Raw genomic sequence first — 17,199 nt, forward strand, 5'->3', positions numbered from 1 at the left:
CCGGGGCGCTCAGCCGGCGATGCCCGCCCGCTTGTACGTCCGCATCAGCAGCGCCGTCTCCGCCGACGTGACCCCGTCGAGCCCGGCGAACACCCCGCCCCGCGACCCGGCGCTGCTGGCGGCGTTCATCCGGCTGCGGGTGCTCAACCCCGAGCACACCCGGTGGCGGCGGGGGGCGGAGGCGGCGCGGATCTACGCGGCCGGGGCCGGGGACCTGAAGGTGCCGTTCGCGTACCGGGTTCCGGCGGACCACGAGGAGTGGCCGGCGGCGCTGGCCGGGTTCCCGCTCGGCCAGTGGATCGCGGACGCCCGGCGGACCTACCGGCGGGGGGCGCTGGGCCGGGAGCGGACGCGCGAGCTGGACGAGCTCGGGATGGTGTGGAGCCATTTCGACGTGGCCTTCGACGAGGGGCTCGCGGCGGCCCGCTCCTGGGCCGCCGAGCACGGGCACCTGCTGCCGCCGGTGGACGCCACCTGGCACGGGGTGCCGGTCGGGGTGTGGGTGAAGAACAACCGGGCCGCCGCCCGCCGGGAGGGGCCGGGCGCGCTGCCCCGGGAGCGCCGCGAGGCCCTGGAGGAGATCGACCCGTCCTGGTGCCCGGCCTGGGACATCGGCTGGCAGCGCGGCTTCCGGCTGACCCGGGCCCATCTGGACGCCGGCGGCCGGATCCCGTCCGGGCCGGGGCGGGTGGTGGTGCAGGGCGAGGACCTGGGGCTGTGGGTGCGGGCCCAGCGGCTGGGCTGGGAGCGGCTGGCCTTCGCGCAGCGGTGGCTGCTGGAGCACGCGCTGGGGCTGGACCCGGCCGGGGAGGACGAGCGGCCGCCGCCGCGGCGCAGCCACGCCGACGCCTGGGCCGGGCACCTGGAGGCGGCCCGGCGGTTCCACGCCCGCGAGGGGCACCTGAGGGTGCCGCGCACGCACGTGGAACGGGTCGGCGGGCGGGAGCTGCGGCTGGGCTCGTGGATCTCCAACCAGCGCTCCCGGGCGGCGGCGCTGACCCCGGAGCGGGCGGCCGCCCTGACGGCCCTGGGGATGCGCTGGCCGGCGGCAGGCTGAACCGTCTCCCCAGTGATGGAAGCCCGAGTCAGTGGTGGAAGCCCGAGCGGCTCGGGGTGGCCGGGGCGAGCTGGGGGACGGCGCGCAGGTGGGCCACGGCCCGGCGCAGGTCCTCGACGAGGAGGGCGATCTGGTCGCGGGTGACCCCGTGCCGGATCAGGACGCGCTGGATGACGGTCTCCTCGCGGTCGGCCGGGAGCGGGTACGAGGGCACCTGCCAGCCGCGCATCCGCAGCCGGTCGGACAGGTCGTAGAGGCTGAACCCGGCCCCGCCCGGGTCGGTGAGGGTGTAGGAGACGGCGGGCAGCGCCCCCCGGCCGTCGTAGAGCAGGGTGAAGGGGCCGAGGCCCTCGATCTCGCGGGCCAGGTACTGCGCGGTGTCGGCGCAGGCCTGCTGGACGCGGCGGTAGCCGGCCCGGCCCAGGCGCAGGAAGAGGTAGTACTGGGCGATGACCTCGCCGCCGGGGCGGGAGAAGTTGAGGGCGAAGGTGGGCATGTCCCCGCCGAGGTAGTCCACGTCGAAGACGAGTTCGGCGGGCAGCAGGTCGGCGGTGCGCCACACGATCCAGCCGACGCCGAGCGGCGCGAGCCCGTACTTGTGGCCGGAGGTGTTGACGGAGGCCACGCGCGGCAGCCGGAAGTCCCAGACCACGTCGGGGTGGAGGAAGGGGGCGACGAAGCCCCCGCTGGCGGCGTCGACGTGGACGGGGACGTCCCAGCCGTGCTCCTCCTGGATCCGGTCGAGGGCGGCGGCGAGTTCGGCGACGGGTTCGTAGTCGCAGGTGTAGGTGACGCCGAGGATCGCGACGACGCCGATGGTGTTCTCGTCCACGTGCGCGGCGAGCTGATGGGGGCGCAGGCCGGTGGCGCCGGGCTCCAGGGGGACCTGGCGCAGTTCCACGTCGAAGTAGCGGGCGAACTTCTCCCAGCAGATCTGGACGGGGCCGCAGACCAGGTTGGGGCGGTCGGCGGGCTTGCCCTCGGCCGTGCGGCGGGCCCGCCAGCGCCATTTGAGGGCGAGTCCGCCGAGCATGGCGGCCTCGCTGGAGCCGGTGGTGGAGCAGCCGGTGCCGGTGGTGCCGGGCGGGGCGTTCCAGAGGTCGGCCAGGATGTTGACGCAGCGGGCCTCGATCTCGGCGGTCTGCGGGTACTCGTCCTTGTCGATCATGTTCTTGTCGAGGCACTCGTTCATCAGCCGGTGCACGCCGTCGTCCGACCAGGTGGTGCAGAAGGTGGCGAGGTTCTGGGCGGCGTTGCCGTCGAGGAGGAGCTCGTTGTGGAGGAGCGAGTAGACCACCTCGGAGGACGAGTGGTCTTCCGGCATCCGGTACTTGGGGAGGACCTGGCCGCTCAGGGCGGACGCGAAGACGTCCGTGTCGGCGTCCTCGCCGTGGGTGTCCTTCGTCTGATGAAGAGCCATGTTCGGACTATATGGGGTAGAACGCTTGAAATCGGACTTCAGGGACCCTTGAGGACTGATCGGGAATGGCGGATTCCGGCATTGCTTCCGGCCGACTGCGGAGAGTGACCCCGTCCACATCCATACCGTCGGACCGCAAAACTTACCGTCAGGTAGTATGAACACCGCAGATCTTCCCGTCCGGCCCACTGGAGCCGGTCCGGACGGGAAGATCATTTAATTTGTTCTACATAGAACTTATCGGCCGATGTCCGGATTCCGGCCAACTCCCGTCCGGGCGCTGATAGTTCTTCGGCCATGAACAAGATCACCCGCCGGCAGGCCCTGGGCACCACCGCCGGCGCTCTCACCGTCCTCGGCATCGCAGGCGCCACCGCGCACGCCGCCGCCACCGACTCGCGTGCCGCCACCACCCCGGCCGGCACGGTCGACGAGGTGTACATGGGCCGCCGCATCCAGATAGCCCCCGCCGCGGGCGGCGGTCACCACGGCGGCCACCACGGCGGCGCCGGCCTGCCGACCGTCCGGATAGACGGCCGCGAGCTGCACGTCATGCAGAACGCCGACGGCACCTGGATCAGCGTGGTCAACCACTACGAGACGTACTCCGACCCGGCCTCGCTGGCGCGGGCCGCCGTCCGTGAACTCCAGGGCTCCCAGCTGGCCCCGATGCAGATGGGCGGCATGTGATGACCGTGCGCAAGAACCAGGCCACGCTGACCGCCGAGGAGAAGCGCGCCTTCACCAACGCGCTGCTCGAACTGAAGCGGACCGGCCGCTACGACCGCTTCGTGACGACCCACAACGCGTTCATCATGAGCGACACCGACTCGGGCGAGCGCGTCGGCCACCGCTCCCCCTCCTTCCTCCCGTGGCACCGCCGCTTTCTCCTCGAGTTCGAGGCGGCTCTTCAGGCGGTGGACAAGAGCGTTTCGCTCCCGTACTGGGACTGGACCGCCGACCGCACCGCCCGCTCCTCCCTCTGGGCCGGCGACTTCCTCGGCGGCACCGGGCGGGCCCGCGACGGACAGGTGATGGACGGCCCGTTCGCGTACGCGACGGGCAAGTGGGAGATCTCGGTCCGCGTGGACGGCCGCTCCTACCTGCGCCGCGCGCTCGGCGAGGGCGTCGCCGAGCTGCCGACCCGCGCCGAGGTCGACGCGGTGCTGGCGATGCCGGTCTACGACATGGCCCCCTGGAACAGCTCCTCGAACGGCTTCCGCAACAACCTGGAGGGCTGGCGCGGGGCCAACCTGCACAACCGGGTGCACGTGTGGGTCGGCGGCCAGATGGGCACCGGCGTCTCCCCGAACGACCCCGTGTTCTGGATGCACCACGCCTTCGTGGACAAGCTGTGGGCCGACTGGCAGGCGAAGAACCCGAAGTCGCCGTACCTGCCGGCCGCCGGGACCCCGAACGTCATCGACCTGCGCGACACCATGCGCCCCTGGAACGACGTGACCCCGGCCGACATGCTCGACCACCGGAAGTTCTACACCTTCGACACCGAGCCCGCCTCCGCCGCACGCCAGCGGTAGTGCAGCTCGGGGCGGCCGACCTGGCCGTACCGGGGGGCACGGTCCGCGCGGCCGGTGTCCACCAGGTGCTCCAGGTACCGGCGGGCGGTGATCCGCGAGATCCCGGCCGCCCCGGCCGCCCCCGCCGCGGTGAGCCCCTCGGACGCCGTCCGCAACAGCGCCGCGACCCGGTCCAGGGTCGGGGCGCTGAGCCCTTTGGGCAGCAGTGCGGCGGCGGGCGCGCGCAGGGCGGCGAGCGCCCGGTCGACGTCGTCCTGGCCCACGGCCTCGCCGGCCGCCGCCGCCCGGAACTCGGCGTAGCGCAGCAGCCGTTCGCGCAGGGTGGGGAAGGCGAAGGGCTTCAGCACGTACTGGACGACGCCCAGGGAGACGCTCTCGCGGACCACGGCCAGGTCCCGCGCCGAGGTCACCGCGATCACGTCGGCGGGATGCCCGGCGGCGCGCAGCCCCCGGGCGAAGCGCAGCCCGTTGCCGTCGGGCAGGGTGAGGTCGAGCAGCAGCAGGTCGACGCGGGTGCGCTCCAGCACCCGGGTGGCCTCGGCGAGGGTGTGGACGGCCGCCACGGCGGTGAACCCGGGCACCCGGCCCACGTAGAGGGCGTGGGCGTCGGCGGCGACGGGGTCGTCCTCCACGACCAGGACCCGGACGGGCGCGCTCATGCCGCACCGCCCGCGACGGGCAGCGGCAGCGGCAGGCGGGCCGTGAACGCGGCGCCGCCGGCGGGGGCGTCGCCCGCCTCCACCGCGCCGCCGTGCCGGTGGGCCACCTGGCGGACCAGGGCCAGGCCCAGCCCCCGCCCCTCCCCCTTGCCGGACCAGCCGCGCCGGAAGACGTCCACCCCCTCCGGCAGCCCGGGACCGTTGTCCGCGACCCGCAGCAGCAGCGCGTCGGCGTCCCGGCGCACGGTGACGGCGATCCGGCCGCCCGGTACCCCGGTGAGGGCGTCGAGGGCGTTGTCGACGAGGTTGCCGAGGACGGTGACGAGGTCGCGGGCGGGCGGCAGTCCCGGCCCGGCGTCGATGGCGCCGCTGTCCGGGGTGACGTGCAGTTCGATGCCGCGCTCGTGCGCCTGGGCGGCCTTGCCGAGCAGCAGGGCGACCAGCACCGGCTCGCCGACGGCGGTGACGACCTCGTCGGTCAGGGCCTGGGCCAGCTCCAGTTCGGCCGTCGCGAACTCCACCGCCTCCTCGCTGCGGCCCAGTTCGATGAGGGAGACCACGGTGTGCAGCCGGTTCGCCGCCTCGTGGGCCTGGGAGCGCAGGGCCTGGGTGAAGCCGCGTTCGTGGTCCAGTTCCCCGGTGAGGGCCTGGAGTTCGGTGTGGTCGCGCAGGGTGACCACGGTGCCGCGGCGGCCGCCGCCCGCGACCGGGGCGCTGTTGACGACGAGCACCCGGTCCGCCGTCAGGTGCACCTCGTCGACCCGGGGCCGGTCCGCGAGCAGGGCCCCGGTGAGCGGGGCGGGCAGCCCGAGGGCGTCCGCGCCGGTGCCGGTGACCTCGCCGGACAGGCCCAGGAGTTCCCGGCCCGCGTCGTTGATCAGGGTGATCCTGCGGTGGCCGTCGAGCATCAGCAGCCCCTCCCGGACCCCGTGCAGGGCCGCCTGGTGGTAGTCGTACATCCGGCTCAGCCCGGCCGCGTCCATCCCGTGGGTGTGCCGGCGCAGCCGGGCGTTGACCACGTACGTGCCCGCGCCGCCCAGCGCCAGCGCCCCGGCCGCCACCCAGGCCAGGGCGGTGAGCTGGCGGGCGAGCCGGGCGCTGACCGCGCGGACGGTGATCCCGGCGCTGACCAGGCCGACGACCGCCCCGTCCGGGCCGGCGAGCGGGGTGACCACGCGGATGGACGGGCCGAGGGTGCCGGTGTAGGTCTCGCTGAAGGTCTCGCCGCGCAGGGCCGGGGCGGTGTTGCCGAGGAAGCGCTCGCCGATGCGACGCGGGTCGGGGTGGGTCCAGCGCCGCCCGTCCGGGGCCATGATCGTCACGAAGTCCACGTCCGCGTCCGCCCGCACCCGCTCCGCGTACGGCTGGAGCGCGGCCGAGGGGTCGGTCCCGGAGCGCGCGCCCTCCCGGACGGCCTCGCGCACGGAGGGCGAGTCCGCGACGGCCCGGGCCACCGCCCCGGCCTGGCGCCGGGCGGCGTCCTCGGCCTGGTCGCGGGCGGTCGCGTACGCGAAGACGGCGCAGCCTGCGACGACCAGGGCGACCAGCAGGACCTGCATGGCGAAGAGCTGGCCGGCGAGGCTCCGGGGCGGCCGGGGGAAGCGGAACATGGCGCTCAGTGTGCACCGGGCCGTGAACTCAATGAACGCAAGGGTGACCGGGGTCACAGGGTGGGCGATGGTCTCCCGGAACGCATTCACCACCGGGAGCGAACGTGGCCGCCAGACGCGACAGAACGCACTACCTCTACATCGCGGTGATCGCCGCGGTGCTGCTCGGCATCGCCGTGGGCTTCGCCGCACCCGGCACTGCCGTCGAGCTGAAGCCGCTGGGCACCGGCTTCGTCAACCTGATCAAGATGATGATCTCGCCGGTGATCTTCTGCACGATCGTGCTGGGGATCGGCTCGGTCCGCAAGGCCGCCAAGGTGGGCGCCGTCGGCGGCCTGGCCCTCGGCTACTTCATGGTCATGTCCACGGTCGCGCTGGCCATCGGGCTCGTGGTCGGGAACCTGCTGGAGCCCGGCAGCGGGCTGCACCTGACGGAGGCCGCCCGGCACGCCGGCGAGGCCCAGGCCAAGGCGGGCGGGGCGCAGAGCACGCCGGAGTTCCTGCTCGGGATCATCCCGACCACGCTGGTGTCGGCCTTCACCGGGGGCCAGGTGCTCCAGACGCTGCTGGTGGCGCTGCTGTGCGGGTTCGCGCTCCAGGCGATGGGCCCGGCGGGCGAGCCGGTGCTGCGCGGGATCGGGCACGTGCAGAAGCTGGTGTTCCGGGTCCTGGCGATGATCATGTGGGCGGCGCCGGTGGGCGCGTTCGGGGCGATCGCGGCGGTGGTCGGGGCGACCGGGATCGACGCGCTGAAGTCCCTTGCCGTCATCATGATCGGCTTCTACACCACCTGTCTGATCTTCGTCGTCGTGGTGCTGGGCACGCTGCTGCGGCTGTGCACGGGCGTGAGCGTCTTCGCGCTGCTGCGCTATCTGGGACGGGAGTTCCTGCTGATCCTGTCCACCTCCTCCTCGGAGTCGGCGCTGCCCCGGCTGATCGCGAAGATGGAGCACCTGGGCGTCTCCCGGCCGGTCACCGGGATCACCGTGCCGACCGGCTACTCCTTCAACCTGGACGGCACGGCCATCTACCTGACGATGTCCTCGCTGTTCGTGGCGGAGGCCATGGGCAAGCCGCTGGCCCTGGGCGAGCAGATCTCCCTGCTGCTCTTCATGATCGTGGCCTCCAAGGGCGCGGCCGGGGTCACGGGGGCCGGACTGGCCACCCTGGCCGGGGGGCTCCAGTCGCACCGGCCGGAGCTGGTGGACGGGGTCGGGCTGATCGTGGGCATCGACCGGTTCATGAGCGAGGCGCGGGCGCTGACGAACTTCGCGGGCAACGCGGTGGCGACGGTCCTGATCGGCGCCTGGACCAAGGAGTTCGACCGCGAGCGGGCCGCCGAGGTCCTCGCGGGACGGCTGCCCTTCGACGAGTCCGTCCTCGTGGACGACGGGCACGGCGCGGCCCCCGCCGACCCCCCGGCCCCCCTCCCCGGCCCCTCGGCGGGCCCCAAGGACGGTGTGCCGGTCTGACCGGCCCACCCGCTGAACCCGGCCGGGCAGGGCTCGCCCCCACGGTGCCCAGCCCGGCCGGCCCCGGCCCGGCGCCCGCCCCCTCCTCGCGGCGCCGGGCCGCTCCGTACGCCGTGCGCCCGTACGCCGTGCGTCCGGATGCCGTGCGTCCGGATGCGGGCGCAAGTGCGACGAACGGCCCAGAACGCCCAACACCCTCCGCAGAAGGTCGAGTTTCGGCCAGCCGGTCTCAAGTCGGGGGCGGCAAAAAGGTACTTCCCTCCGGGGCCGCGCGTCTGACATCTTGCGTCCACCACTCGTTTCGTACGACCCGGTAGGTGCCACCAGCACCGCCGCCGGGTCATCGGAGGACGTTTTGATACCCCACATATCCAGTCGACCTCGACGTGCCCTGGTGGTGGCTGCCGCCCTGGGCGCGGCCCTCACCCTCGGAGCCCCCGCCGCACTCGCCGGCACCGCTCCCGTCGGCCCCTCGGGCTCCGCCGTCGCGGTGGCGCCCAAGGCCCCCAAGGCCTCGGCCCCGGCTTCTTCCCAGAGTGCGACCTGGGTTGCCGGCACCCGTGCCTACCTCGTGATCACCGCCCCGGGCGACAGCTCGGCGGTGCGGTCGGCCGTCACCGCCAACGGCGGCACGGTCTTCTCGTACTTCGACCAGATCGGCGTGATCGTCGCCCACTCCTCCTCGGCCTCCTTCGCCGGCGCCCTGCGCGCCGTCAGCGGGGTCCAGCAGGTCGGCGCGACCCGTACCTCGGACGTCCCCGCCGACGCCTACGACCCGGCGCTGCCCGCCAACCCGGCGCAGGCCACCACCCCGGCGGGCGAGCCCGCGCGGGCCGACATGACGCAGATCAAGGCCGACCAGGCCTGGGCCGTCAACCCCGGTTCCGCGTCGGTCAAGGTCGGCATCCTCGACACCGGTGTGGACGACCAGCACCAGGACCTGGCGCCCAACTTCAACGCGGCGGACTCCGTCTCCTGCGCCTACGGCAAGCCCGACACCCGGGCCGGCGCGTGGCGTGACGTCGACACGCACGGCACCCACGTCGCGGGCACCATCGCCGCCGCCAAGAACGGCAAGGGCGTCGTCGGCGTGGCCCCGGGCGTGAAGATCTCCGCCGTCCGCGTCGCGGAGCCGGGCAACTCGTTCTTCTTCGCCGAGAACACCATCTGCGGGTTCGTGTGGGCCGGTGACCACGGCTTCAAGGTCACCAACAACAGCTACTACACCGACCCGTGGCAGTTCAACTGCCCGGACAACATCGACCAGGCCGCCATCATCGAGGGCGTCAAGCGCGCCCAGGAGTACGCCGAGGGCAAGGGCTCGCTCCAGATCGCCGCGGCGGGCAACGAGAACTACGACCTCGCCCACAAGACGACCGACACCGCGAGCCCCAACGACTCGACGCCGGTCACCCGCACCATCACCAACGCCTGCCTGGACATCCCGACCGAGCTCCCGGGCGTGGTCACGGTCGCGGCGAACGGCACCGGCACCACCAAGGCCTCGTTCTCCAACTTCGGCCAGGGCGTCATCGACGTCGCGGCCCCCGGCCAGGACGTCTACTCCACGCTGCCGGGCGGCAAGTACGGCACCAAGAGCGGCACCTCGATGGCCACCCCGCACGTGGTGGGCGTCGCCGCGCTGATCGCCAGCGCCAACCCGGGCATCACCCCGGCGCAGATCCGCGACAAGCTGGCCGCCCAGGCCAACGACATCGCCTGCCCGGCCGACGGCCGCTGCACCGGCACCACGGCCAACAACTCCTTCTTCGGAGAGGGCCAGGTCGACGCCCTGAAGGCGGTCGGCGCCACCCCGCCCGCGGGCAAGTACTTCGAGAACACCGCGGACTTCGCCATCGCCGACAACAGCACGGTGGAGAGCCCCATCACCGTCACCGGCGTCACCGGCAACGCCCCGGCCACCCTCAAGGTCGGCGTGAACATCGTCCACACCTACATCGGTGACCTGAAGGTCGACCTGGTCGCCCCCGACGGCACCGTCTACACGGTCCACAACCGGGCCGGCGGCGGCACGGACAACATCAACCAGACCTACACCGTCAACGCCTCCTCGGAGGTCGCGAACGGCACCTGGAAGCTGCGCGTGAACGACAACGCGGGCGGCGACACCGGCAAGATCGACTCCTGGAACCTGACCTTCTAGTCGGGACCGCGAGCGGGGCCGTCCGGGAGGCAACTCCCGGACGGCCCCTTCGCGCTACCGGGTCCGCAGCACGCAGTCCCCGCACAGCCCGCCACCGGGCACCTTGTAGTAGAGGCAGCAGCTGCGCCGGACGAAGGCCACCCCGAGGCCCTCCTCGTGGACGAACTCGCCCGTGCCCGCCAGGGCCCCGCCCTCGGCCAGCAGACCGGCCGCCAGTTCCACGGCCCGCTGCCCCGGCACCCGGTCGAGCAGCACGCGCAGGGCCCCGACCAGCCCGGAGGCCGCGTTGCCGCGCAGGACCCGCTCGGAGACCCCGTACGCCCGCCGCAGCGCCCCGTCCAGCACGGCCAGGTTGCCCAGCACGGTCTCCCCGAGGTCCTCCGCCGGCAGGACGGCGGCCGGCGCGGGCAGCCACAGCCCCAGCGAGCCGCCGTCGGGCAGCCGCCACCACACCCGGTCGGGGGCCAGGTCCGGCACCCGACCGCCCAGGGCGGCGCAGCCCAGCCCCACCGACCACAGCCGCGAGACGATCCCGAACTGCGCGGTCGAGGCCGCCACCCGGCCCGGCCCGGTGCCGATCCGCCGGCCCACCTCGTCGACGTACGCGCCGAGGCGCTCCCCGTAGAGCTCCGTCAGCGGGCGGAAGCCCGGTCCGGGCGGCTCCTCGCCGCAGGGGACGGTGAAGAAGGGGCCGACGGCCTCCAGCCTGCCCAGTACGTCGTCCAGTTCCATCCCCGCATGATCGCAGGGCCCGTCGCCGCCCCGGCGCGCCGGGAGGGGGTCAGGAGAGCCCGGGCGAGGCCGTCTCGGGACTGACCCGCCCGCCGTCGACCCGGGCCTTCGCCCGCGCCCAGCGGGAGGCCGGGCCCATGGCGTACGAGGCCGCCAGCAGCAGGCCGCCGAGCAGCAGCCAGCCGGGGATCCCCCACATCAGCAGCAGCGCGGTCAGCAGCAGCGGGCCCAGGGTCCGGGCCACCGGGACACCGGTGCCGAAGAAGCCCTGGTACTGCCCGATCCGCTCGGCCGGGGCCAGCGAGAAGCCGATCTGCCAGGACCCGGCCGACTGCCGCATCTCCGCGTCGGCCTGCAGCGCGGCGCCCGCCACCAGCAGGGCGGCCGCCGCCCACCCCGAGGAGGGCAGGGCCGACACGGCGAACACCCCGCAGGACAGGGCCATGACGACGCCGGAGACCCGCAGGGCCCGCCCGGCGCTGTCGAGGTCGGTGACGGGCCGGGCCAGCCGCACCTGGAACAGCATCACGGCGAGGGTGTTCAGCACGAACAGCGCCGACACCAGCCACCCCGGGGCCTGGGTGCGCTCGGCGATCCACAGCGGGATCGCCAGGCTCAGCAGCGGCATCCGCAGCAGCAGGACGGCGTTGAGCAGGGTGACCACGGCGTACGGGCGGTCCCGGAGCACCGCCAGGCGCGGCTCCCCCGCCGCCCGGCCGGGCGCGGGCGCCACCGCGGGCAGCCCGCGCAGCACGGCGGCGCAGACCAGGAAGCTCACCGCGTCCAGGGCGAACACCACGAGGTAGGCCCGCTCGGTGCCGGCGCCGAGGGCCAGCCCGCCCAGGGCCGCGCCCAGGGCCAGCCCGGCGTTGAGGGTGGACTGGAGGTGGGCCAGCACCCCGGTGCGCTCCCCGGGGGCCACCAGGCCCGCGAGCAGGGCCTGCCGGGCGGCCGCGAGCCCGCACTGGGAGACGGCGTAGAGGACGACGGCGCACAGGAACGCCCCGAAGGAGCGGATGAACAGGAACGAGGCCACCGAGGCGGCGGTGGCCAGCGCCAGCACCACCGAGGTGCCGCGCGGCCCGCGCCGGTCGGCGAGGGCCCCCAGCGGTACCCCGGCGACCGAGCCGACCGCCCAGGCGAGGGTCAGGCCGAGGCCGATCTGGGCGGGCGAGAGGCCCACGACGCGGGTGAAGTAGAGAGCGGAGCACACGTAGTAGGCGCCGTCGCCGACGGAGTTGCTCAACTGGGCGGCGGCCAGGCGGCGGGGCGCGCCGGGCGCGGGCAGGAACCGTATCGTCACCGGTCCATTGGATCACCGCGGCGGCCCGCCGGAGTGGGCCGATCGGCAGTCTGTCAGGTGGGCCACTTCACCACCCGCACGACCCCGCGCGGCGGCGGTGCCCCGAGGCTCCCCTCAGAGGCCGCCGAGGAACTCCAGCAGCGCCCGGTTGAACTCCTCCGGCCGCTCCACGCCCGGCAGGTGCCCGGCCCGCTCGATCACCTCCAGCCGCGCGTGCGGCACCAGGGCGCAGAGGGCCTCGGCCTCGGCGACCGGGGTGTAGACGTCGTCGGCGCCCACCAGCACCAGGCAGGGCACCTCCGCGGGCAGGGCGGCGAGCACGGGCCGGTAGTCCGGCCGCTCGGCGCGGCCGCGCAGCGCGGCGGCGGCGCCGCGCGGGTCGGTGGCCCGCATCATGGCGCTGACCCGGGCGGCTGCCTCCGGCTGGCCGGTGACGTTGTAGGGCGCCAGCATCTTGTCAATGACTTCTTCGGCGTACGGACCCATCCCCTCCGCGAGGAGCCGCTCGGCGGTCGCCCGGCGGAACTCTGCGCCCTCGCGGGTCTCCGGAACGGGGGAGGTGTCGGAGAGGACGAGGGCCCTCACGAGCCCCGGGTGGCGCAACCTGGTCTCCATCGCGATCTGCCCGCCCATGGACACTCCCCCGACGACCGCCTGTTCGATATCCAGGTCCCGCAGGAGCCCCGCCAGGTCGTCGGCGAACGCGGCGAGCGGGGTCTTCTCCTCCGTCGCCGGGCTGTCCCCGTATCCCCGCAGGTCAGGGGCGATGACGCGGTAGCCGGCGGCGGCCAGGGCGGCCGCCTGCGGGGCCCACATCGACCGGTTGAACGGGTGTCCGTGGATCAGGATCACGGGCTCGCCGGCCGCCGGTCCAAAGTCATCGAAAACACACTTTGCGCCATTGCCAAATTGGGGGTTCATGAGAGGACCCTAAGGGGCTACATTGAGCCACTCGCGTTCACCTGACAGCCCGTTGCCTTTCACCCGCGTTTTGCGCGGGGGGTGACGTCAGGGACGCAGACTGTGCAACCACCCCACCGCCCAGAAGGACCGAAGGCTCCGTGCCCGTACCCGTACTCCTCGCCGGCCGCTCCGTGCGGCTCGAGCCCCTCGCCCCCCACCACACCGAGGCCCTGGCCGTGGCCGGGGCCGAGGATCGTACGACTTACGCCTTCACTCCCGTGCCGCACGGGTTGCAGGCGTCCCACGAGTACATCGACCGCGCCCTCTCCGATCAGGCAGCGGGTCGATCCCTTGCGTTCGCCGTGGTCAGAGCCTCTGACGGGCGGGTTGTCGGGTCGACCCGGTTCCTGGAACTCGACTACTGGCAGGGGCCGCTCGTCTGGCCCGCCGTGCCCGGCGTCCCCTTCGGGGATCCGGCGACGGCGATCCCCGACGCGGCCGAGATCGGGAACACCTGGCTGTCCCCGGCCGCCCAGGGCACCGGCATCAACACCGAGGCCAAGCTGCTCATGCTGCGCCACGCCTTCGAGACCTGGGGCGTGCGCCGCATCTCGCTGCGGGCGGACGCCCGCAACGGGCGCTCGCGGGCCGCGATGGAACGTCTCGGCTTCACCTGCGAGGGGGTCCGCCGGGCCCATTCGCGGGGGCTGGACGGCGCGGTGCGCAGCACGGCCTTCTACTCGATCCTCGACGAGGAGTGGCCGACGGTCCGCTCGATCATCGAACTGCGCATGTCGGCGGCCGCGCCCCGCCGCCGCCGGCGCAAGACGCTGATTCCGGCGTAACGGTCCTGCGGGCTCCCGCCCGCCCGGATCCGCGTCCCGCCGCGCCCCGCGCGGCGGGACTCCCCGGCCCTCGTTCCCGCCCTCCCCGGCCGCTCAGCCGAGGAAGGCCGGGGCGAGGGCCGAGGCCGTCACCCGGGACGCCGCGCCGCTGCCGTCGGCCGGTACGGAGTACAGGTCGGCGCCGAAGTCCCCGGGCAGCGAGTAGACGACGGTCCCGTCGTCGGTCCACACCACCTGGTCGTCCACGCTGCGCTCCTCGGCGAGCGGGGTCTCCTTCATGGAGGCGAGGTCCAGCACGTAGAGCCGCCAGGGGGCGTCCTCGGGCAGTCCCGGCACCCGCTTCTTGAACACCAGCCGGGTCCCGTCCGGGGAGAGCGAGGGGCACTCCAGGTTGTCGCGCAGGACGGTCACCGTGCGCTCGGTGAGGTCGCCGCGGACCAGGTGGGTGCGGCCGCCGGTGGCCAGCGTCGCGTAGAAGGTCCGCTCGTCGGCGGCGAAGGTGACCCCCCAGAAGTTGACGTCCGCGTTCCGGTAGGTCTTCCCGTCCATGAGGACCGTGAAGTCCTCCAGGGAGGCGTCGTACCTCCCGGTGCGCAGGTCGAGCAGGGAGGTGCGGGTGGAGAAGTTCGTGCCCGCGTACGAGTCCCCGCCGACGAAGACCGTCCAGGCGACCAGGTGCCCGCCCGGCGAGACCCGGGCGCGGGTGGGGATCCCGGCGAGGGGGCGGGAGGCGACCTCCTTGAGGCCGGCGTCGAGGACGACCGCCCGGTAGCTCTCCTGGACCCCGCCCTTGTCCGACCGGAGGCAGATCCCGGTGCCGGCGGCCGCGAAGAAGCGCAGGCACTTGACCCCGGAGGAGGTGCGGGGGCCGTCGGGGGCCGCGGCCGGGACGGAGGCGAGCTCGTCGCGGTGCGGACCCCAGGCCATGTTCCGGAAGACCATCCGCCGGCCCCCGTCGCCCGGGGCGAGGGAGACCGCGCCGGGGGTGATCTGCGGGCCGCCGGGCCGGGCCTGGTCCTTCTCGTCGGCCCGCGACCCGGCCCGGGCCACGGCGATCACGCCGACGGCGGCGAGCAGGACGACGGCGCAGACCAGGATCAGGATCCGGCGCTGGAGGGTCATGTGGGGGCCTTCGGTCTTTCTCGTGTGGGGACGCGGTGGTGCGGGCGGCGGCCGGGGGTCAGGTCCCGTCGGGCCTCAGCCGGGCGCAGCCGGCGACGGCGAGGGCGAGCAGGACGGCGGCCACCGCGAGGGCGGGCCGGGGGCCCCAGACGGTCCAGGCGGCGCCGAAGCCCAGCGAGGCGGCGAACCGGGCGAGGGCCTGGCCGGTCTGGACGAGGGCGAGCCCGCCGCCCCGGTGCTCCTCGGGCACGGCTCCGGCGGCCTCGGCCATCAGCACGCCGTCGGTGGCGGCGTAGAAGGCGCCGTGCAGCAGGAGGACCGCGTACGGCAGGGCCGGGTGGGCGGCGCCGGTGAGGAGCAGTCCGTACGCGAGCAGCAGCGCGACGTGGCCGCCGAGGAAGACCCCGCGGCGGCCGACGCGGTCGGCGAGGCGGCCGAGCGGCATCGCCAGCAGGAAGAAGGCCGCGGCGGTGCCGAGCGGCAGCAGGGCGAACCAGCGGTCGGCGATCCCGGTGGCCTTCTGCAGCAGCAGGAAGACGAAGGCGTCGCTGACGGTGCACAGCCCCAGCAGCAGGGCGCACAGGGCCGTGCGGCGCAGGTCCCGGCGGCGCAGCAGGCCGAGGGAGGCCCGCAGCGAGACGGGGGCGGCGTCGGGTGCGGGGGCCGTGCGGCGGCCGGGGACGAAGAGCACGAGCACCAGTACGCCGAGGGCGGCCACGCAGGCGCTGACGGTGAAGACGGCGTCGTATCCGTCGGCGGCGCCGCGCAGGATCAGGAAGGCCAGGAGCGGTCCGATGAGCGCGCCGGCGGTGTCCATGGCCCGGTGCACGCCGAAGGCCCGGCCGCGCTCCTCGGGGGCGGCGGCCAGGGAGATGAGCGCGTCGCGCGGGGCGGTGCGCAGCCCCTTGCCGGTGCGGTCCAGGGCGAGGACGGCGCCGATGGCGGGGAGGGTGTGGGCGAGCAGCAGCAGCGGCTTGCACAGGGCGGAGAGGCCGTAGCCGATGCCGGCGAGCGCCTTGTGCCGGCCGAGCCGGTCGCCGAGGTGGCCGCCGGTGAGGCGGACCAGGGCGCTGACGCCGTTGTAGACCCCGTCGAGGAGGCCGAAGCCGAGCGGGGTGAGCCCGAGTCCGGCGACGAGGTAGAGCGGGAGCACGGCCGTGACCATCTCCGACGAGACGTCGGTGATCAGGCTGACCGTGCCCAGGGCGAGCACCGTGGGGGCGAGGGCGGCGCGCCGCCCCGGGCTGGTGCCCGGGGCGACGGCCTGCGTCTCGGGGGCCACGGCGGGCGCGGGGGTACCGCGACTGTCCGCGACGTACATGGTCAGGAAGCCCAGATCCCCGTGATGTCCTTGGCGGTGGCGGCGTTCCCGGCGTGGGTGGTCAGCCCGGCCAGGCCCTCCAGGGTCCGCAGCATGTCGTAGTGGTTGTAGGTGGTGGCCGAGGTGGCGCCCGGGGTCACGGGCTGGCCGTAGAGGACGGTCGGGATCTGGTTGCCGGCGAGCCGGTTGTCCTCGTCGAAGGTGACGACGAGGAGGCTGTTGTGGGTCTTGGCCCAGTCCGCGTAGGCCTTGAGGTTGTTCTTGAGCCAGGTGTCGCCGGTGCCGACGGAGCAGTCGTGCATGTCGCTGCAGAGGTTCGGGACGACGAAGGACACCTTGGGCAGGGTGGTGAAGTCCGTCGGGAACTGGGTCATCGTCTTCGCCGTGCCGGTGGGCACGTTGGAGAAGGCGAACCAGGGGTTGTGCTTGCGGGCGTACTTGCCGCTGGAGCAGGTGGTGGAGCCCTGGCTGGGGAGGGTCTCGTTGTAGCTGCCCCAGCTCTTGCCGGCGGCGATCAGCTCGGAGGCGAGGTTGGGCGCGGAGCTGAAGCCGGGGGTGTAACAGCTGTCGTCCGTGACGCCCTGGTTGGAGCCCGAGAAGAGCTGCATGTAGTTGGGCTGGCTGGGGTGGGTGATGCCGAAGGACTGGGTGAGGTTGGCACCCCCGGCCTTCAGGGAGTTGATGTACGGGGCGCTGGAGCTGCCGATGACCTGGTTGTAGGCGTGGTTCTCGAAGACCACGACGACGGTGTGGTCGGGGGCGGGCAGGCCGGCGGCGTGCGCGGGCTGCGCGCTGCCGAGGCCGGCCCACAGGGCGGCGCCCGCGGCGGTGACGCCGAAGGCGGTGGCCAGGGCGGTCTTGCGGCGGGGCCGTGAAATGGTCATGCCAAACACGGAAGGTACCTCCGGGCACATGGGGGAAGTCTTGGGGGCGGCGGCGCGGACGCACCATACCCAGGGGCATGTGCATGAGCCAGGGACGCGCGGGTAACAGCAGGGGAACTCCGTGCGCCGTACAGGCGATGGGCAATGCCCTACCCCCTGGACCGTCAAG

At 73.8% G+C, this 17,199-nt stretch carries 15 protein-coding genes; 6 read left to right on the plus strand and 9 right to left on the minus strand.

Annotation, left to right across the window (positions count from 1 at the left end):
- Positions 1 to 1,057 (plus strand): helicase associated domain-containing protein (locus tag AB0O29_RS11735; RefSeq protein WP_365149831.1); only part of this gene is annotated, 1,057 nt, incomplete at its 5' end.
- A 28-nt stretch (positions 1,058 to 1,085) separates the two neighbouring features.
- Here AB0O29_RS11735 and AB0O29_RS11740 read toward each other — a convergent pair.
- The gene (locus AB0O29_RS11740; RefSeq protein WP_365149834.1) at positions 1,086 to 2,477 is read right to left on the minus strand and encodes a glutamate decarboxylase; all 1,392 of its coding nucleotides are present in this window, start codon (positions 2,475 to 2,477) and stop codon (positions 1,086 to 1,088) included.
- Positions 2,478 to 2,774: 297 nt separating this feature from the next.
- Here AB0O29_RS11740 and AB0O29_RS11745 point away from each other — a divergent pair, with 297 nt between their 5' ends.
- Positions 2,775 to 3,167 (plus strand): tyrosinase family oxidase copper chaperone, encoded by a 393-nt coding sequence (locus AB0O29_RS11745; RefSeq protein WP_365149837.1) that lies wholly within the window; start codon positions 2,775 to 2,777, stop codon positions 3,165 to 3,167.
- Positions 3,167 to 4,015: a tyrosinase family protein gene (locus AB0O29_RS11750; protein ID WP_365149839.1), complete on the plus strand. Its 849-nt coding sequence runs from the start codon at positions 3,167 to 3,169 to the stop codon at positions 4,013 to 4,015. The genes AB0O29_RS11745 and AB0O29_RS11750 overlap by 1 nt, the downstream gene beginning before the upstream one ends.
- Here the strand turns inward: AB0O29_RS11750 and AB0O29_RS11755 are convergent.
- Together AB0O29_RS11755 and AB0O29_RS11760 are read right to left on the minus strand one after the other, a co-directional pair.
- Positions 3,970 to 4,674 carry a response regulator gene (locus AB0O29_RS11755; RefSeq protein ID WP_365149842.1) on the minus strand — a complete coding sequence of 235 codons (705 nt, stop codon included), beginning with the start codon at positions 4,672 to 4,674 and terminating at the stop codon, positions 3,970 to 3,972. The two genes, AB0O29_RS11750 and AB0O29_RS11755, sit on opposite strands and share 46 nt — an antisense overlap.
- A complete protein-coding gene (locus AB0O29_RS11760) occupies positions 4,671 to 6,284 on the minus strand; it encodes a sensor histidine kinase (protein WP_365149845.1) in 1,614 nt (537 codons plus the stop codon). Before AB0O29_RS11760 ends, AB0O29_RS11755 begins: the two co-directional genes overlap by 4 nt.
- 104 nt (positions 6,285 to 6,388) lie before the next feature.
- Between AB0O29_RS11760 and AB0O29_RS11765 the strand changes: the two genes are divergently transcribed.
- Together AB0O29_RS11765 and AB0O29_RS11770 are read left to right on the plus strand one after the other, a co-directional pair.
- A complete protein-coding gene (locus tag AB0O29_RS11765; protein ID WP_365149848.1) occupies positions 6,389 to 7,756 on the plus strand; it encodes a cation:dicarboxylase symporter family transporter in 1,368 nt (455 codons plus the stop codon).
- A 394-nt stretch (positions 7,757 to 8,150) separates the two neighbouring features.
- Complete coding sequence (locus AB0O29_RS11770; RefSeq protein WP_365149851.1) at positions 8,151 to 9,920, plus strand: S8 family serine peptidase; 1,770 nt, start codon at positions 8,151 to 8,153, stop codon at positions 9,918 to 9,920.
- A gap of 54 nt (positions 9,921 to 9,974) precedes the next feature.
- Here the strand turns inward: AB0O29_RS11770 and AB0O29_RS11775 are convergent, their stop codons facing one another.
- From AB0O29_RS11775 to AB0O29_RS11785, 3 genes are all read right to left on the minus strand, one after another.
- On the minus strand, positions 9,975 to 10,652 hold the full coding sequence (locus tag AB0O29_RS11775) for a (2Fe-2S)-binding protein (RefSeq protein ID WP_365149854.1): 678 nt from the start codon (positions 10,650 to 10,652) through the stop codon (positions 9,975 to 9,977).
- 49 nt (positions 10,653 to 10,701) lie between these two features.
- Positions 10,702 to 11,955: an MFS transporter gene (locus AB0O29_RS11780; protein ID WP_365149857.1), complete on the minus strand. Its 1,254-nt coding sequence runs from the start codon at positions 11,953 to 11,955 to the stop codon at positions 10,702 to 10,704.
- Positions 11,956 to 12,069: 114 nt separating this feature from the next.
- Positions 12,070 to 12,876 carry an alpha/beta hydrolase gene (locus tag AB0O29_RS11785; protein ID WP_365149860.1) on the minus strand — a complete coding sequence of 269 codons (807 nt, stop codon included), beginning with the start codon at positions 12,874 to 12,876 and terminating at the stop codon, positions 12,070 to 12,072.
- Positions 12,877 to 13,016: 140 nt separating this feature from the next.
- Here AB0O29_RS11785 and AB0O29_RS11790 point away from each other — a divergent pair, with 140 nt between their 5' ends.
- Positions 13,017 to 13,703: a GNAT family protein gene (locus AB0O29_RS11790; RefSeq protein WP_358893244.1), complete on the plus strand. Its 687-nt coding sequence runs from the start codon at positions 13,017 to 13,019 to the stop codon at positions 13,701 to 13,703.
- 93 nt (positions 13,704 to 13,796) lie between these two features.
- Here AB0O29_RS11790 and AB0O29_RS11795 read toward each other — a convergent pair whose 3' ends face one another.
- Genes AB0O29_RS11795 through AB0O29_RS11805 form a run of 3 tightly spaced genes read right to left on the minus strand, consistent with a single transcriptional unit; the run spans position 13,797 to position 17,030 of the window.
- The gene (locus tag AB0O29_RS11795) at positions 13,797 to 14,825 is read right to left on the minus strand and encodes a hypothetical protein (RefSeq protein WP_365149863.1); all 1,029 of its coding nucleotides are present in this window, start codon (positions 14,823 to 14,825) and stop codon (positions 13,797 to 13,799) included.
- A 58-nt stretch (positions 14,826 to 14,883) separates the two neighbouring features.
- Entirely contained in the window at positions 14,884 to 16,146 is a 1,263-nt protein-coding gene (locus AB0O29_RS11800) for an MFS transporter (protein WP_365149866.1), read from the minus strand.
- 2 nt (positions 16,147 to 16,148) lie between these two features.
- Positions 16,149 to 17,030, minus strand: a complete 882-nt coding sequence (locus AB0O29_RS11805; protein ID WP_365149869.1) for an alkaline phosphatase family protein — start codon at positions 17,028 to 17,030, stop codon at positions 16,149 to 16,151.
- Between the last annotated feature and the right edge of the window lie 169 nt (positions 17,031 to 17,199).

It is taken from the genome of Streptomyces sp. NPDC089915 (assembly GCF_040684675.1).
In the GTDB taxonomy this organism is placed as follows: domain Bacteria; phylum Actinomycetota; class Actinomycetes; order Streptomycetales; family Streptomycetaceae; genus Streptomyces.

Bases quoted from the DNA above. Each gene is read 5' to 3' on its own strand.
- AB0O29_RS11740 (WP_365149834.1), bottom strand. From the start codon at position 2,477: ATGGCTCTTCATCAGACGAAGGACACCCACGGCGAGGACGCCGACACG.
- AB0O29_RS11745 (WP_365149837.1), top strand. From the start codon at position 2,775: ATGAACAAGATCACCCGCCGGCAGGCCCTGGGCACCACCGCCGGCGCT.
- AB0O29_RS11750 (WP_365149839.1), top strand. From the start codon at position 3,167: ATGACCGTGCGCAAGAACCAGGCCACGCTGACCGCCGAGGAGAAGCGC.
- AB0O29_RS11755 (WP_365149842.1), bottom strand. From the start codon at position 4,674: ATGAGCGCGCCCGTCCGGGTCCTGGTCGTGGAGGACGACCCCGTCGCC.
- AB0O29_RS11760 (WP_365149845.1), bottom strand. From the start codon at position 6,284: ATGTTCCGCTTCCCCCGGCCGCCCCGGAGCCTCGCCGGCCAGCTCTTC.
- AB0O29_RS11775 (WP_365149854.1), bottom strand. From the start codon at position 10,652: ATGGAACTGGACGACGTACTGGGCAGGCTGGAGGCCGTCGGCCCCTTC.
- AB0O29_RS11785 (WP_365149860.1), bottom strand. From the start codon at position 12,876: ATGAACCCCCAATTTGGCAATGGCGCAAAGTGTGTTTTCGATGACTTT.
- AB0O29_RS11795 (WP_365149863.1), bottom strand. From the start codon at position 14,825: ATGACCCTCCAGCGCCGGATCCTGATCCTGGTCTGCGCCGTCGTCCTG.
- AB0O29_RS11800 (WP_365149866.1), bottom strand. From the start codon at position 16,146: ATGTACGTCGCGGACAGTCGCGGTACCCCCGCGCCCGCCGTGGCCCCC.
- AB0O29_RS11805 (WP_365149869.1), bottom strand. From the start codon at position 17,030: ATGACCATTTCACGGCCCCGCCGCAAGACCGCCCTGGCCACCGCCTTC.